Source organism: Pseudomonas sp. LB3P14 (genome assembly GCF_054898045.1).
In genome coordinates this window covers 4,267,667-4,282,429 of sequence record NZ_CM142714.1, presented here as the reverse complement: position 1 = coordinate 4,282,429, position 14,763 = coordinate 4,267,667, and the positions used below count along the sequence as shown (strand labels likewise).

At 59.5% G+C, this 14,763-nt stretch carries 14 protein-coding genes and 1 pseudogene; 6 read left to right on the top strand and 9 right to left on the bottom strand.

The genetic code is table 11. From position 1 onward, the window contains the following. The first annotated feature begins 58 nt into the window (after window positions 1-58). From ACYZT5_RS19805 to tldD, 3 genes are all read left to right on the top strand, one after another. Window positions 59-3,862 (top strand): YhdP family protein, encoded by a 3,804-nt coding sequence (locus tag ACYZT5_RS19805; RefSeq protein ID WP_462047043.1) that lies wholly within the window; start codon window positions 59-61, stop codon window positions 3,860-3,862. An 82-nt stretch (window positions 3,863-3,944) separates the two neighbouring features. After that, a complete protein-coding gene (locus ACYZT5_RS19800; protein ID WP_462047042.1) occupies window positions 3,945-4,805 on the top strand; it encodes a carbon-nitrogen hydrolase family protein in 861 nt (286 codons plus the stop codon). 5 nt (window positions 4,806-4,810) lie between these two features. Continuing rightward, complete coding sequence (tldD, locus tag ACYZT5_RS19795) at window positions 4,811-6,253, top strand: metalloprotease TldD (RefSeq protein WP_008148876.1); 1,443 nt, start codon at window positions 4,811-4,813, stop codon at window positions 6,251-6,253. A gap of 48 nt (window positions 6,254-6,301) precedes the next feature. On the opposite strand, the gene yjgA is transcribed toward tldD, so the two are convergent. Continuing rightward, the gene (yjgA, locus tag ACYZT5_RS19790) at window positions 6,302-6,826 is read right to left on the bottom strand and encodes a ribosome biogenesis factor YjgA (protein WP_462047041.1); all 525 of its coding nucleotides are present in this window, start codon (window positions 6,824-6,826) and stop codon (window positions 6,302-6,304) included. 108 nt (window positions 6,827-6,934) lie between these two features. Between yjgA and pmbA the strand changes: the two genes are divergently transcribed. The 3 genes and pseudogenes from pmbA to ACYZT5_RS19775 form a co-directional block, all read left to right on the top strand. Continuing rightward, window positions 6,935-8,281, top strand: a complete 1,347-nt coding sequence (gene pmbA / locus ACYZT5_RS19785) for a metalloprotease PmbA (protein WP_462047040.1) — start codon at window positions 6,935-6,937, stop codon at window positions 8,279-8,281. A 135-nt stretch (window positions 8,282-8,416) separates the two neighbouring features. Continuing rightward, on the top strand, window positions 8,417-8,806 hold the full coding sequence (locus ACYZT5_RS19780; protein WP_462047039.1) for a FagA protein: 390 nt from the start codon (window positions 8,417-8,419) through the stop codon (window positions 8,804-8,806). 5 nt (window positions 8,807-8,811) lie between these two features. Then, window positions 8,812-9,144: pseudogene (locus tag ACYZT5_RS19775) on the top strand (ZIP family metal transporter); the annotation flags it as partial. An 8-nt stretch (window positions 9,145-9,152) separates the two neighbouring features. On the opposite strand, the gene ACYZT5_RS19770 reads toward ACYZT5_RS19775, so the two are convergent. The 8 genes from ACYZT5_RS19770 to lptC form a co-directional block, all read right to left on the bottom strand. Beyond that, a complete protein-coding gene (locus ACYZT5_RS19770; protein WP_282375086.1) occupies window positions 9,153-9,428 on the bottom strand; it encodes an HPr family phosphocarrier protein in 276 nt (91 codons plus the stop codon). Between the two features lie 15 nt (window positions 9,429-9,443). Beyond that, entirely contained in the window at window positions 9,444-10,301 is an 858-nt protein-coding gene (gene rapZ / locus ACYZT5_RS19765; RefSeq protein WP_462047038.1) for an RNase adapter RapZ, read from the bottom strand. Between the two features lie 2 nt (window positions 10,302-10,303). Further along, complete coding sequence (ptsN, locus tag ACYZT5_RS19760; RefSeq protein ID WP_462047037.1) at window positions 10,304-10,768, bottom strand: PTS IIA-like nitrogen regulatory protein PtsN; 465 nt, start codon at window positions 10,766-10,768, stop codon at window positions 10,304-10,306. Between the two features lie 12 nt (window positions 10,769-10,780). Then, complete coding sequence (gene hpf, locus ACYZT5_RS19755) at window positions 10,781-11,089, bottom strand: ribosome hibernation-promoting factor, HPF/YfiA family (protein ID WP_007941242.1); 309 nt, start codon at window positions 11,087-11,089, stop codon at window positions 10,781-10,783. A 74-nt stretch (window positions 11,090-11,163) separates the two neighbouring features. Then, complete coding sequence (locus ACYZT5_RS19750; protein ID WP_462047036.1) at window positions 11,164-12,657, bottom strand: RNA polymerase factor sigma-54; 1,494 nt, start codon at window positions 12,655-12,657, stop codon at window positions 11,164-11,166. 272 nt (window positions 12,658-12,929) lie between these two features. After that, entirely contained in the window at window positions 12,930-13,655 is a 726-nt protein-coding gene (gene lptB, locus ACYZT5_RS19745; protein ID WP_462047035.1) for an LPS export ABC transporter ATP-binding protein, read from the bottom strand. After that, window positions 13,655-14,203 carry a lipopolysaccharide transport periplasmic protein LptA gene (lptA, locus tag ACYZT5_RS19740; protein ID WP_462047034.1) on the bottom strand — a complete coding sequence of 183 codons (549 nt, stop codon included), beginning with the start codon at window positions 14,201-14,203 and terminating at the stop codon, window positions 13,655-13,657. The genes lptB and lptA overlap by 1 nt, the downstream gene beginning before the upstream one ends. Beyond that, entirely contained in the window at window positions 14,190-14,762 is a 573-nt protein-coding gene (gene lptC / locus ACYZT5_RS19735; RefSeq protein WP_462047033.1) for an LPS export ABC transporter periplasmic protein LptC, read from the bottom strand. Before lptC ends, lptA begins: the two co-directional genes overlap by 14 nt. Between the last annotated feature and the right edge of the window lies 1 nt (window position 14,763).

Below are 14,763 nucleotides of genomic sequence, written 5' to 3'. Positions count from 1 at the left end.
TTACTAGAACGGCTGGCCTCAGCTTTTTGCAGTATTTTTGCCATGGGAGCCAACTGACATGGAACGTCTGACACGCATTTTGGCCGCACTGACCCGCTGGGGTCTGGGGCTATGTGCGTTGGTATTGGTGTTGATGGCGTTATACGTCAGCCTCGGCCGAGAGCTGACGCCGCTGGTGGCCGAGTACCGTGCCGAAGTCGAAGCCAAAGCCAGTGCAGCCTTGGGCATGCCGCTTAATATCGGCGAACTGGAAGGCAACTGGAGCGGCTTTGCGCCGATTATGCTGGCTCACGACGTCATGGTCGGCGAGGGCGCCAATGCCCTGCGTCTGGATCAGGTTCGCGCGGTGCCGGATTTGTGGGCCAGTCTGCTGGCTCGCGAAGTGCGCATCGCTCACCTGGAACTCAGCGGCCTGAAGATCAGCCTCAAAGAAGGCGAGGACGGCCATTGGGCGCTGGAAGGTTTGCCGGTGCAGCAGGATCAGCCGCTGGATCCTGAGCAATTGCTCAATCGCATGCAGATGGTTCAGCAGCTGTCGGTGCTCGATAGCCAAGTCACTTTGCAGCCACTGCAAGAGCAGCCTCTGACCCTGACTTACGTCGGCCTGAATCTGCAAACCGGCGCGTCGCGTCAGCGACTCGACGTTCGCCTGACCCTGCCCGACGGCCAACCGGTGGCCATGAGTGTGCGCACCCGTCTACGCGCCAGCGAGTGGAAGGACGGCGAAGCGGATGCCTATCTGAGCCTGCCGCAAAGCGACTGGTCGAAATGGTTGCCTGAGCGCCTGACCCAGCAATGGAATTTCTCCGAGATCAAGGCCGGTGGCGAGCTCTGGGTGAACTGGGGCAAAGGCGCCCTGCAAAGTGGCGCGATACGCTTGAACGCGCCCCAACTCAAAGGTGCCTACGCCGAGCGCAAGCCGATCCAGATCAATAATCTGGCGCTGAACGGCTATTTCCAGCGCAGTTCAGAAGGCGTCCTGGTGACCCTGGATTCCCTGGCCATGAACCTCGGCGATACCCGCTGGGAAACGCATCTGCAACTCAAACAAAGCGCGGCTACCGACAAGATTGAAGAACTTTGGCATCTGCAAGCCGACCGCCTCGACCTCACCCCGATCACCCCGGTACTGAATGCCTTGGGGCCGCTGCCCGAAGGCGTTGCCACGGCCGTCGAGCGACTCAAAGTGACAGGTGGCCTGCGCAACGTGCTGATCGATTTCCGGCCCAATGCCACCGACGACAGCAAGTTCAGCTTTGCCGCCAACCTGGATCGGGTTGGCTTCGATGCCTATCACGGCGCTCCGGCGGCGCGAAATGTCAGTGGCAGCATCAGCGGTGATCTGGGCGGTGGCGAGCTGCGCATGGACAGCAAGGATTTTTCCCTGCACCTGGACCCGATCTTCGCCAAGCCATGGCAGTACATTCAGGCCAATGCCCGACTGACCTGGAAACTCGATAAAGAAGCCTTCACCTTGATCGCGCCGTACCTGAAGGTGCTGGGCGAGGAGGGCAAGATTGCTGGCGACTTTCTGATCCGCCTGCATTTCGACCACACCCAGGAAGACTACATGGACCTGCGGGTCGGTCTGGTGGACGGCGACGGTCGATACACCGCCAAGTACCTGCCGCAAATGCTCAGCCCGGCGCTGGACGAATGGCTGCGTACGGCCATTCTCAAAGGTGCGGTGGACGAAGGGTTCTTCCAGTACCAGGGGTCGTTGAACCACGGCGCCGCTGATACTGCCCGCAGCATCAGCCTGTTCTTCAAGGTTCACGATGCCGAACTGGCCTTCCAGCCGGGCTGGCCACATGTCAGCAAGGTCACGGGTGATGTGTTTGTTGAAGACAGCGGCGTGCGGATCCTGGCCAGCGAGGGGCAGTTGCTCAATACCCAGGTCAGCGACATTTACGTCAATATTCCCCATGCGCCTGCGGGGCAAAACGTCCACCTGTTCCTCGACGGTGGATTCGCCGGCGGGTTGGGCGATGGTCTGAAGATTCTCCAGGAAGCGCCGATCGGTACCGCAGCCACCTTTGCCGGTTGGGAAGGTGAGGGCGATCTGCAGGGCAAACTGAAACTGGATATTCCGCTGGCCAAAGGCGAGCAGCCGAAGATCCTCGTCGACTTCAAGACCGCCAAGGCCCGTCTGAAACTGGCCGAGCCAACCCTGGAGTTGACTCAGCTCAAGGGCGATTTCCGTTTCGACAGCACCAAGGGTTTGAGCGGGCAAAACATCACCGCGCGCGCCTTTGATAAACCTGTCACCGCACAGATTTTCGCCGATGGTGGCCCCGGCAACCTCAAGACTCGCGTCACCGCTTCGGGTCAGGTCGAGGTCAAAAAGCTTACTGACTGGCTGAGTGTTACTCAGCCGTTGCCAGTGGCCGGTGTGATCCCTTATCAGCTGCAACTGAACCTTGATGGTGCCGACAGTCAGTTGATGGTCAGCTCCAACCTCAAGGGCGTAGCAATCGATTTGCCGCCGCCGTTCGGCATGGCTGCCGATGTGGGCCGCGACACCACGTTCCGCATGACCCTGCAGGGCCCGGAGCGGCGCTACTGGGTCAACTACGGTGATCTGGCGAACTTCACGTTTGCGGCACCGGCCGGCAATTTTGCCGACGGTCGTGGCGAGTTGTTCCTGGGGGGCGGCAATGCCGTGTTGCCCGCCGCCAAGGGCTTGCGAGTTCGAGGCGTACTGTCGGAACTGGATGTCGGCCCGTGGAAGGATCTGGTGGACAAGTATGCCGGCCAGGATCCGGGCGGCAGCGCCAAACAGTTGCTCAGCAGTGCGGATTTCAAGGTTGGCAAGCTCAGCGGTGTTGGCACTACACTTGATCAGGCTTCCGTACAGTTGAACCGCAAACCCGCCGCGTGGGCCTTGCAACTCGACAGTCAGCAGGTCAAGGGCGGCGCCAGCATTCCCGATGCGAAAGCCGCACCGATTGCGATCAATCTGCAATACGTGCGTTTGCCGGCGCCAGACCCGACGGTCCTGGCCGACGAAAACTCACCGGATCCGCTGGCCTCGGTCGATCCGACCAAGATCCCGGCGCTGGATATCACCATCAATCAGCTGTTCCAGGGGCAGGACCTCGTAGGCGCCTGGTATCTGAAAGTCCGTCCGACCGCCAAGGGCATTGCGCTTACCACACTGGATCTGGGCCTCAAGGGCATTCTCCTGCAGGGCAGCGGTGGTTGGGAAGGCATGCCCGGTTCCAGCAGCAGTTGGTACAAAGGCCGGATCAGCGGCAAGAATCTCGCCGATGTGCTGAAGGGCTGGGGCTTTGCGCCGAGTGTCACCAGTGAAGATTTTCATATGGATGTCGATGGTCGCTGGCCCGGTTCGCCGGCCTGGCTGGCCACCAAGCGCTTCTCCGGAACCCTCGATGCTTCGCTGAATAAAGGCCAGTTTGTTGAAGTAGAGGGCAGCGCCCAGGCGTTGCGAGTGTTTGGCTTGCTGAACTTCAACTCCATCGGCCGCCGGCTGCGCCTGGACTTCTCCGACCTGTTCGGCAAAGGCTTGAGTTACGACCGGGTCAAAGGCTTGCTCGTAGCGACCAACGGCGTATACGTGACGCGTGAGCCGATCCTGATGACCGGACCGTCGAGCAATATTGAACTCAACGGCACCCTGGACCTGGTGGGCGATAAGGTCGATGCCAAGTTGTTGGTGACCTTGCCTGTGACCAACAACCTGCCGATTGCTGCACTGATTGTCGGCGCTCCGGCTATCGGCGGCGCGCTGTTCCTGATCGACAAGCTGATCGGTGACCGCGTGGCGCGTTTCGCGAGCGTCAAATACACCGTCAAGGGCCCATGGAAAGAGCCAAAAATCACCTTCGACAAGCCTTTTTGACTCTCTTATTGAAAACACACTCCCCAAGCCTATGGAGTAGCATGGCGGCCTGCCCTTATAAAAAGCGATGAAGGAGCGCGCCATGTCTGTAGCGGTGATTCAAATGGTCAGCCAGAGCGATGTGCTGGCCAATCTGGCCCAGGCCCGTCGGCTGCTCGAGCAAGCGGCGGCCGGTGGTGCGCAGCTTGCCGTCCTGCCGGAAAACTTCGCCGCCATGGGCCGTCGCGACATTGGCGACATCGGCCGCGCCGAGGCGTTGGGCGAAGGCCCGATCCTGCCATGGTTGAAACAGACCGCCCGCGACCTCAAGTTATGGATAGTGGCCGGCACGTTACCGTTGCCGCCGGTGGATCAGCCGACGGCCAAAGTGCATGCCTGCTCGCTGCTGGTGGATGACCACGGCGAAACCGTTGCACGGTATGACAAGCTGCACCTCTTCGACGTCGATGTGGCGGACAATCGCGGACGTTATCGCGAATCCGATGACTATGCTTATGGCAGCGGGGTGGTGGTGGCGGACACGCCCGTCGGTCGAGTCGGGCTGACCGTGTGTTACGACCTGCGCTTCCCGGAGCTGTACAGCGAATTACGCGCTGCCGGTGCGGAGTTGATTACCGCGCCGTCGGCCTTTACCGCGGTGACCGGCGCGGCGCATTGGGATGTATTGATTCGCGCGCGGGCCATCGAAACTCAATGTTATGTGCTCGCGGCCGCTCAGGGTGGAACCCATCCGGGGCCGCGAGAAACCTGGGGTCATGCCGCAATCATCGACCCGTGGGGGCGTGTGTTGGCGCAACAGGACCAAGGCGAGGCCGTGCTGCTGGCCGAACGCGATAGCAGCGAACAGGCGTCCATCAGGGCGCGGATGCCGGTGTCCAGTCACCGGCGCTTTTTCTCGCAGGGCGCACAGCGACCTGCCCGGAACGACGAATTTAAGGCGTAAAGCATATGAGCGAGTTGTTGTCCTCAGTCAGTGAACACCTCCTGGCGCCTGGCGGCGTAACGATCGAGAGCCTGCAAGGTGTGCTCGGCGATTTGGCCGGCCCGGGCATCGATGCCGCCGACCTGTATTTTCAGGGGCAGATCTCCGAGTCCTGGGCGCTGGAAGACGGGATCGTCAAGGAAGGCAGCTTCAACCTCGACCAAGGTGTCGGTGTGCGAGCGCAATCGGGTGAGAAAACCGGTTTTGCCTACAGCAATGCCATTACCCTCGAAGCCCTTGGCGCTGCGGCCCGTGCTGCGCGTTCGATCTCCCGCGCCGGGCAGAACGGCACGGTGCAAGCGTTCACCACTCAGGATGTCGCCCAGTTGTATGGGCCGGACAACCCACTGGAAGTGATGACCCGTGCCGAGAAGGTCGAATTGCTCAAACGCATCGACGTCGCGACTCGCGCCCTCGATCCGCGTATCCAGCAAGTCACCGTAAGCATGGCCGGCGTCTGGGAGCGAATCCTCGTGGCTTCCACCGATGGTGGCCTGGCTGCCGATGTACGGCCGTTGGTGCGCTTTAACGTCAGCGTGATCGTCGAGCAGAACGGTCGCCGTGAGCGCGGTGGTCATGGCGGTGGCGGTCGTACCGATTACCGCTATTTCCTCAGCGATGACCGCGCCATGAGCTACGCCCGTGAAGCGTTGCGTCAGGCATTGGTGAATCTGGAGGCCATCCCTGCGCCGGCCGGTACGTTGCCGGTGGTGCTGGGTTCGGGCTGGTCCGGCGTGCTGTTGCACGAAGCGGTCGGCCATGGTCTGGAAGGTGATTTCAACCGCAAGGGCAGTTCGGCCTACAGCGGGCGCATGGGCGAGATGGTTGCGTCCAAGCTGTGCACCATCGTCGATGACGGCACGCTGGCCGGTCGTCGCGGCTCCCTGAGCGTCGACGACGAAGGCACGCCGACCGAGTGCACCACGCTGATCGAAAACGGCGTACTCAAAGGCTACATGCAGGACAAGCTCAACGCCCGCCTGATGGGCGTGGCCCGTACCGGTAACGGTCGCCGCGAATCCTACGCGCACCTGCCGATGCCGCGCATGACCAACACCTACATGCTGGCGGGCGAAAGCGATCCGGCAGAAATCATCGCCTCGGTGAAGCGCGGCATCTACTGCGCCAACCTTGGTGGCGGTCAGGTGGACATCACCAGCGGCAAGTTCGTGTTCTCCACCAGCGAGGCGTACTTGATCGAAGACGGCAAGATTACTGCCCCGGTCAAAGGCGCGACGTTGATCGGCAACGGCCCGGAAGCCATGAGCAAGGTGTCGATGGTCGGTAACGATCTGGCGCTGGACAGCGGCGTGGGGACGTGTGGCAAGGATGGGCAGTCGGTGCCGGTGGGTGTCGGCCAGCCAACGCTGAAAATCGATGCGATCACTGTGGGTGGCACAGGATCTTGAGGAATGGAGCTTCGGGTGAACTGCAATGCAGCTCACCCGATTCGAGATTTAACGCAGACCGCGTTGAGTCTCGTCCAGCTCACGGATGTACTTGAAGATTTTACGGCTCGATGCCGGTGGCTTGTTAGTCGCCAGTTCGTGCTGGGCCTGACGGATCAGGGAGCGCAATTGCTGACGATCAGCCTCCGGGTAGTCGATGACGAACTTCTCCAGAACGCCGTCGTCGCCAGCGATCAAGCGATCGCGCCAGCGTTCCAGGCCATGGAAACGTTCGTTGTACTGCCGAGTGGAGGCATCGAGTTGATCGAGCAAAGTCAGAATGGCGTCAGTGTCCTGATCGCGCATCAGTTTGCCGATGAACATAAGGTGCCGTTTACGCGCGATATTCGCGGTGTGCTTGGAGGCATCGCCCAGAGCCCGGCGCAAAGCGTCGGTCAACGGCAGTTTTGCCAGCAAGTCAGGCTTGAGTGTTGTAAGGCGCTCGCCAAGGTCAACCAGAGCATGAAGCTCGCGTTTAACCTGGGATTTGCTTTTTTCTCCCGTATCGAGGGAGTCGTCGTAAGAATCAACCATGGTGGCCGTCCGCAAAGAAACGCCGCCATGATAACCAGTCGGGGGCCGCTTGTCCGGCCCGGTCGCTCGAAGGCCCCAGCCGAAAGCAGAATTTGAGTGGAGAACAGCATGAGTGCAGTTGAAAGCGTCGGCCCACAAGCGTTGCCGGCACTGCAAGAACAAGTCGAGCAGATCATCGCTGAAGCCAAGCGCCAAGGTGCCAGTGCCTGTGAAGTGGCGGTGTCCCTGGAGCAGGGCCTGTCCACCACGGTGCGTCAGCGTGAAGTCGAAACCGTCGAATTCCACCGCGATCAGGGTTTTGGCATCACCTTGTACGCTGGCCAGCGCAAGGGCTCGGCGAGCACCTCGGCCAGTGGGCCTGAGGCGATTCGTGAAACCGTCGCTGCTGCACTGGCCATCGCCAGGCACACCTCGGAAGACGAAGCCGCAGGCCTGGCCGATGCAGCACTGATGGCCAAGGATCTGCAGGATTTCGACCTGTTCCACCAATGGGACATCACCCCGGAGCAAGCCATCGAGATGGCCTTGAGCTGTGAAGCGGCGGCGTTTGCCACCGACAGCCGGATCAAGAACGCCGACGGCACCACCCTCAGCACCCACCAGGGCTGCCGCGTTTACGGCAACAGCCACGGTTTTATCGGCGGTTACGCGTCGACCCGGCACAGCCTGAGCTGCGTGATGATCGCCGTGGCCGACGGCCAGATGCAGCGCGATTACTGGTACGACGTGAACCGTCAGGGCAATTTGCTGGCCGACCCGGTGAGCATTGGCCAGCGTGCCGCACAACGGGCTGCGAGCCGGCTGGGTGCGCGTCCGGTGCCGACCTGCGAAGTGCCCGTACTGTTTTCGGCTGAGCTGGCCGGTGGTTTGTTCGGCAGTTTCCTCTCGGCGATTTCCGGCGGCAGTCTGTATCGCAAATCGTCGTTCCTTGAAGGCACGCTGGGGCAGAAGTTGTTCCCGGAATGGCTGACCATCGATGAGCGTCCGCACTTGATGCGCGCCTTGGGCAGTTCGGCATTCGATGGCGATGGTTTGGCGACCTACGCCAAACCGTTCGTCGAAAAAGGCGAGTTGGTGTCGTACATTCTCGGCACATACTCCGGCCGTAAGCTCGGGATGCCGAGCACTGCCAATGCCGGCGGTGTGCACAACCTGTTCGTCACCCATGGCGACGAAGACCAGGCAGCCTTGCTGCGCCGCATGGGCCGCGGCCTGCTAGTGACGGAGTTGATGGGCCAGGGCCTGAACATGGTCACTGGCGATTACTCCCGTGGTGCGGCGGGTTTCTGGGTCGAGAACGGTGAAATCCAGTTCGCGGTGCAGGAAGTGACCATCGCCGGCAACATGCGCGACATGTTCAAGCAGATCATTGCGGTCGGTAATGACCTGGAATTGCGCAGCAACATTCGCACAGGTTCGGTGCTGATCGAGCGGATGACGGTAGCGGGTAGCTAACGCTTTACCGTTACACAAAAAGGCGCGCCACCCATCGTTGGGCGGCGCGCCTTTTTTATGCGTTGGTTTTCTCGGGGTTGTCTTGGTTCTCATTATCATCTAATAATAAATCACATTACCGAATGAGCCTGGATCATGAGTTCTGCCTTGCACGAGCAGCCTTACCTCGAAAGCTGGCGCTGGATGAGCCGCCAGATCCGTTGCGCAATGGACCCTGACGAGCCTCGCCTGATCGAACATTACCTGGCCGAAGGTCGGTATCTCGCCTGCTGCACGGCAACGTCTCCCTGGACCATCGCCGAAACTTCTTTCCGTTTGTTGCTCGACACCGCCGCCGACGTTGCGCTGCCCTGGCACTGGCGCACCTTTTGTCTGGACCAGGCCTGGCGCCCGTTGCGCGATCTGGAACGCCTCTGCAAATGCCGGCTCAAGCGCTGGCAGAGCTACACCTGGCAACTGGCGACCTGCGAGTTGCAGCCCTCGATTCCTCTCATAGAACTGGTGCAAGGATTACCCGATGAGTAACACTCCTGGCCATGGGCATTGCCTTGCAGGATGTACCGGAAGGTCTGGTGATCGCGCTGGTATTGGCCGGGGCAGGGATGACGCGGGTCAAGGCGTTCCTGATGGGTGCTGCGTCAGGTCCGGTCGAGCCGGTCTTCGCGTTGTTGTGCGCCTGGCTGGTGAGCCTGGCCGAATTGTTGTTGCCCTTGGGGTTGGCACTGGCGGCCGGGGCAATGTTGCTGGTAGTCACCCATGAAGTCATCCCCGAGTCGCGCCGCAATGGTCACGACAAGCTTGCAAGTCTTGGGCTGCTGATCGGGTTCTGCTTGATGATGGTGATGGATACGGCGCTCGCCTAGGCGAGTGCTTAACCACCTTCGCCGAAGTAGTCCTTGATCAAATCCACCAAAGCCTGCAAGGCTTCGTCAGCCTGCTCACCTTCGGTACTCAGGTGAATTATTGTTCCCTTGCCGGCAGCGAGCATCATCATGGCCATGATGCTTTTTCCGTCTACCATGGACTCGGGAGTACGTCCGACCCGGATCGTGCAATCCTTGAACTCGCCGGCGACGCCAACGAATTTTGCAGAAGCACGGGCATGCAGGCCCAGCTTGTTGATGATTTCAATTTCCAGAGCAGGCATCGCGGTGTGAATCCTTTAGCTGAGGTCGCGGTGGCGAACCTGGACGTTCTTCAGGGTTTTTTGCAAGGCCTGGCCCAGACGTTCGGTCAGGTAGACGGAGCGGTGATGCCCGCCGGTGCAGCCAATGGCAATGGTGACATAAGCGCGGTTGCTAGCGGCAAAGCGTGGCAGCCACTTGAACAAGTACGTGGAAATGTCCTGGAACATCTCTTCGACATCCGGCTGTGCCGCCAGGTACTCAGCGACCGGTTGATCGAGCCCGGAATGATCGCGCAACTCCGGCTTCCAATAGGGATTGGGCAGGCAACGCACGTCGAACACCAGATCGGCGTCCACCGGCATGCCACGCTTGAAACCAAAAGACTCCACCAGAAACGCAGTACCGGGCTCCGGCTGGTTCAGCAGGCGCAGCTTGATGGTATCGCGCAGCTGATACAGGTTCAGGTTGGTAGTGTTTACTTTGAGATCGGCGAGGTCGGCAATCGGCCCGAGCAGGCTGGTTTCATCGTTGATGGCTTCGGCCAGCGAGCGATTGGCAGTGCTCAGCGGGTGACGCCGGCGGGTTTCCGAGAAGCGTTTGAGCAAGGTTTCTTCGTCGGCGTCCAGATAAAGCACATCACACTGGATATGCCGGCTGCGTACTTCTTCCAGCAGCTCGGGAAACCGCGACAAGTGACTTGGCAAGTTGCGCGCATCGATGGACACGGCAACCAGCGGTTGTGCCAGCTCGGTGTGAATCAACGCGCGCTCGGCCAGTTCCGGCAACAGGCCGGCGGGAAGGTTGTCGATGCAGTAGTAGCCGTTGTCCTCGAGAACATCGAGCGCGGTACTTTTACCTGAGCCGGAGCGGCCACTGACGATGATCAAGCGCATGATTACTGACCGTTTTGCTCGTCCAGGACGACCTGATACAAGGCTTCATTGCTCGGGGCGCTGCGCAGTTTTTCGCGCACTTCCTTGCGATCGAGCATGCTGGCGATCTGGCGCAGTAGCTCCAGGTGCGCATCGGTGGCAGCCTGCGGGACTAGCAGAACGAACAGCAGGTCAACCGGGGCACCGTCGATGGCGTCGAAATCGATGGGGGCGTCCAGGTGCATCAAGGCACTGATGGGCGCGTCGCAGCCCTTGAGGCGGCAGTGGGGGATAGCGATGCCGTTACCAAAACCGGTGGAACCGAGTTTTTCACGGGCGACCAGACTCTCGAAGACATCCTGCATCGCCAGATCCGGCACTTCGCGGTGGATAAGGTTGGCAATTTGCTCGAGGGCTTTCTTTTTACTGCCGCCCGGCACGTTCACGAGGGAACGGCCGGGGGTCAGGATGCTTTCAAGTCGGATCATGGGTTGGGAGTGTTAACGACCGGTCGCGCCCTGGAGGAGGCTTTGGGTCTTTTCCTTATGCTTTTTGAGTTGTTTATCCAGCTTGTCGGTCAGTGCGTCGATCGCCGCGTACATATCAGTATGCTCCGCGTTTGCGACCACTTCATTGCCGGGAATATGCAGCGTGGCTTCGATTTTCTGCTTGAGCTTTTCGACCGTCATCGTGACTTGCACGTTGGTGATCTTGTCGAAATGCCTCTCTAATCGTTCGAGTTTTTCGCCGATGTAGGTGCGAAGAGGTTCGGTCACTTCCAGTTGGTGTCCACTGATGTTGACTTGCATACAGCTTCTCCTTCGTTGCCAGTGCATAAAGCGGCAGGCAGAAATGCCTGCCACTGGAACGCTGTGGCGTGGCTCTACATCAACCGCTTGCGTTCGCTCGAAGGCGCGATCCCGAGGGATTCGCGGTACTTGGCGACGGTGCGGCGAGCCACCTGAATGCCTTGTGCCTCCAGTAAACCAGCGATCTTGCTGTCACTCAACGGCTTTTTCTGATTTTCCGCGGCAACCAGTTTTTTGATGATCGCGCGGATCGCCGTAGACGAGCATTCACCGCCCTCAGAGGTGCTGACGTGACTGGAGAAAAAGTATTTCAGTTCATATATGCCCCGTGGGGTATGCATGAATTTCTGCGTGGTCACCCGTGAAATCGTCGACTCGTGCATGCCCACCGCTTCGGCGATGTCATGCAGGACCAGCGGTTTCATGGCTTCGTCGCCGTATTCAAGAAAGCCGCGCTGATGCTCGACGATCTGAGTGGCTACTTTCATCAGGGTTTCGTTGCGGCTTTGCAGGCTCTTGATAAACCAGCGGGCCTCTTGCAACTGATTGCGCATGAAGGTGTTGTCGGCGCTGGTGTCGGCGCGGCGCACGAAACCGGCGTATTGAGCATTGACCCGCAGTCGCGGCACGGATTCCTGGTTCAGTTCCACCAACCAGCGCTCGTTGTCCTTGCGTACGATCACGTCGGGAACGACGTATTCGGCTTCGCTGGACTCGATCTGCGAGCCTGGGCGCGGGTTGAGGCTCTGGACCAGTTCAATCACTTGGCGCAGCTCATCTTCCTTGAGCTTCATGCGACGCATCAGCTGGCTGTAATCACGGCTGCCGAGCAGGTCGATATAATCGGTGACCAGGCGTTTGGCCTCGACCAGCCAAGGGGTCTTGGCGGACAACTGACGCAATTGCAGCAGCAGGCATTCGCCCAGGTTACGGGCGCCGATGCCAGCGGGTTCGAATTGCTGGATGCGGTGCAGGACGGCTTCGATTTCGTCCAGTTCGATGTCCAGCTCCGGATCGAAGGCTTCGAGAATCTCCTCGAGGGTTTCGTCCAGGTAGCCCTGATTGTTGATGCAGTCGATCAGGGTCACGGCAATCAGGCGATCAGTGTCGGACATCGGTGCCAGGTTCAGTTGCCACAACAGATGGCTTTGCAGGCTTTCGCCGGCCGATGTACGGGTGGTGAAATCCCACTCGTCGTCATCGTTGCTCGGCAGGCTGCTGGCGCTGGTCTGGTAGACGTCTTCCCACGCGGTATCGACGGGCAGTTCGTTGGGAATGCGCTCGTTCCAGTCACCTTCCTCGAGGTTGTCCACCGTCGGGGCGGTTTCCTGGTAAGAGGGTTCCGAAACATCGGCGTTGGGTTGCTGTTCCGCTTTGTCGGCCAAGGGGTCGGCATTATCGAAGTCGTCGCCTTCTTCCTGGCGTTCGAGCATCGGATTGGACTCCAGGGCCTCCTGGATTTCCTGTTGCAGGTCCAGGGTCGACAATTGGAGCAGGCGGATGGCCTGTTGCAGCTGCGGTGTCATCGTCAGCTGCTGGCCCATTCTCAAGACTAGCGATGGTTTCATGGCAGGGGCTTAACACCTTATTCGCCGGCGCACATGCGCCATCCACTACAGGGCGCCGGGGCGCCAAACATAAGCAAATTATATGCCTGAAACTGAAGTGTTTGCCTAGAGCGCTGTAACAATAAAAAACTATAAAGCGTTATTGGTACGTTGCTCTTGCTAATGGCTGACACCTTTGAAGCGGCGTGTACGCCTGGAGCGCCGTAACAATAAAAGCACACAGGCGTTTTTATCGAAGCGGCTCTCTGTCGACTAGCCAGGCACCTCAGTGCTTACAGGCGGAACTCATGGCCCAGATACACTTCCTTGACCAGGTCGTTGGCCAGGATGGTGGCAGAGTCACCTTCGGCAATCAGCTGGCCATCGTTGACGATGTAGGCGGTTTCGCAGATATCCAGGGTTTCACGGACGTTGTGGTCAGTGATCAACACGCCAATGCCCTTGGCCTTGAGGTGATAGATGATCTGCTTGATGTCGCCCACCGAAATCGGGTCCACGCCGGCGAACGGTTCGTCGAGGAGGATGAATTTCGGGTTGGTGGCCAGTGCCCTGGCGATTTCCACGCGGCGGCGTTCACCGCCGGACAGACTCATGCCGAGGTTGTCGCGGATGTGGCTGATGTGGAATTCCTGCAGCAGGCTTTCCAGCTCCTTGCGACGACCGGTCTTGTCGAGCTCCTTGCGGGTCTCGAGGATTGCCATGATGTTGTCGGCTACCGAGAGTTTGCGGAAGATCGATGCTTCTTGCGGAAGATAGCCGATACCAGCGTTCGCACGACCGTGCATAGGCTGGTGGCTGACATCCAGGTCATCAATCAGTACGCGGCCCTGGTCGGCTTGTACCAGACCGACAATCATGTAGAAACAGGTGGTCTTGCCAGCGCCGTTGGGACCCAGTAGACCGACGATCTGACCGCTGTCGATCGACAGGCTGACGTCACGCACAACCTGGCGGCTCTTGTAGCTCTTCGCCAAGTGCTGAGCTTTCAGAGTTGCCATTACTGGGCCTTTTGCTCGTCGGTTTTCTTCTTCGGCTGGATCACCATGTCGATGCGCGGACGCGCCTCGGTGACCTTGTTGCCGGTGGCGCGACCGGCGCTCGCGAGCTTTTTGACCGTGTCGTAGACGATTTTTTCGCCTTGGGTGACGTTGTTGTCCTTGTCGATGACTTTGGCGCGATCGATCAGCACGACGCGGTTTTGCGCGGCGTGGTACTGGATCGTTACCCCGTAACCCTGGACAGGCTTTGTGTCGCCCTGGGTTTGCAGTTGCTCGAAGTAGGCGAGGTTGCCCACCGAAGTCACCACGTCGATGTCGCCCGCAGGAGTGCGGGTGATGGTCACGGTATTGCCTTTAACGATCATTGAGCCCTGGGTAATGATCACGTCACCTTTATAGGTGGCAATGCCATTCTTGTCGTCCAGTTGGGCATCGTCGGCCTGGATGCGAATAGGCTGCGCTTGATCGGTCGGCAAAGCCCAGGCGCTCACGCTTCCCAGTGCTGCGCCCAGACCGAGCAAAATAGGGAGGGTTTTAACGAGCCTCATACTGTCCTCTTACGTTCGATAGCAGGTGTATCCTGCTTTCTTTCAAGTACGCTTTCATTCCGTTGCCTGTCGATACACCGCCAGCGCCGTCGATTCTAACGGGTTGCTCGGTCTGCGCATATTGCTGCTGCGGGAACACTGTCATGCGGGTGGTGGTAATCAGAGTCTTGCGGTTTTTCTCGTCGAAGCGCGTGATGCGCACCGAGTCAATCAGTTCGACCTGAGTGCCGTCGGGGTTCACTTCGCCGTGATCGCTCTGGACGTGCCAGGGAAACTCGGTGCCGCGGAACATGTTCAGGTCGGGATTGGTCAACAGCGTCACTTCGGTCGCCTTCAGGTGTTCGACCTTGTCGGACGTCATTTCGTATTGCAGCTTTCCGTCCGGCAGGTACTGCACGCTGTGGGCGTTGACCGCGTAATAGTCGATCGCGGTTTCATCGATCTTTGCCACTGGCTGATCGAGGAAGCGTTCCGGGCTGATGTTCCAGTAGCCGACCGCCGCGAATATCGCTGCGATGCAACCGAACACCAGGAATTTGCGAATCTTTTTGCTCAGCATA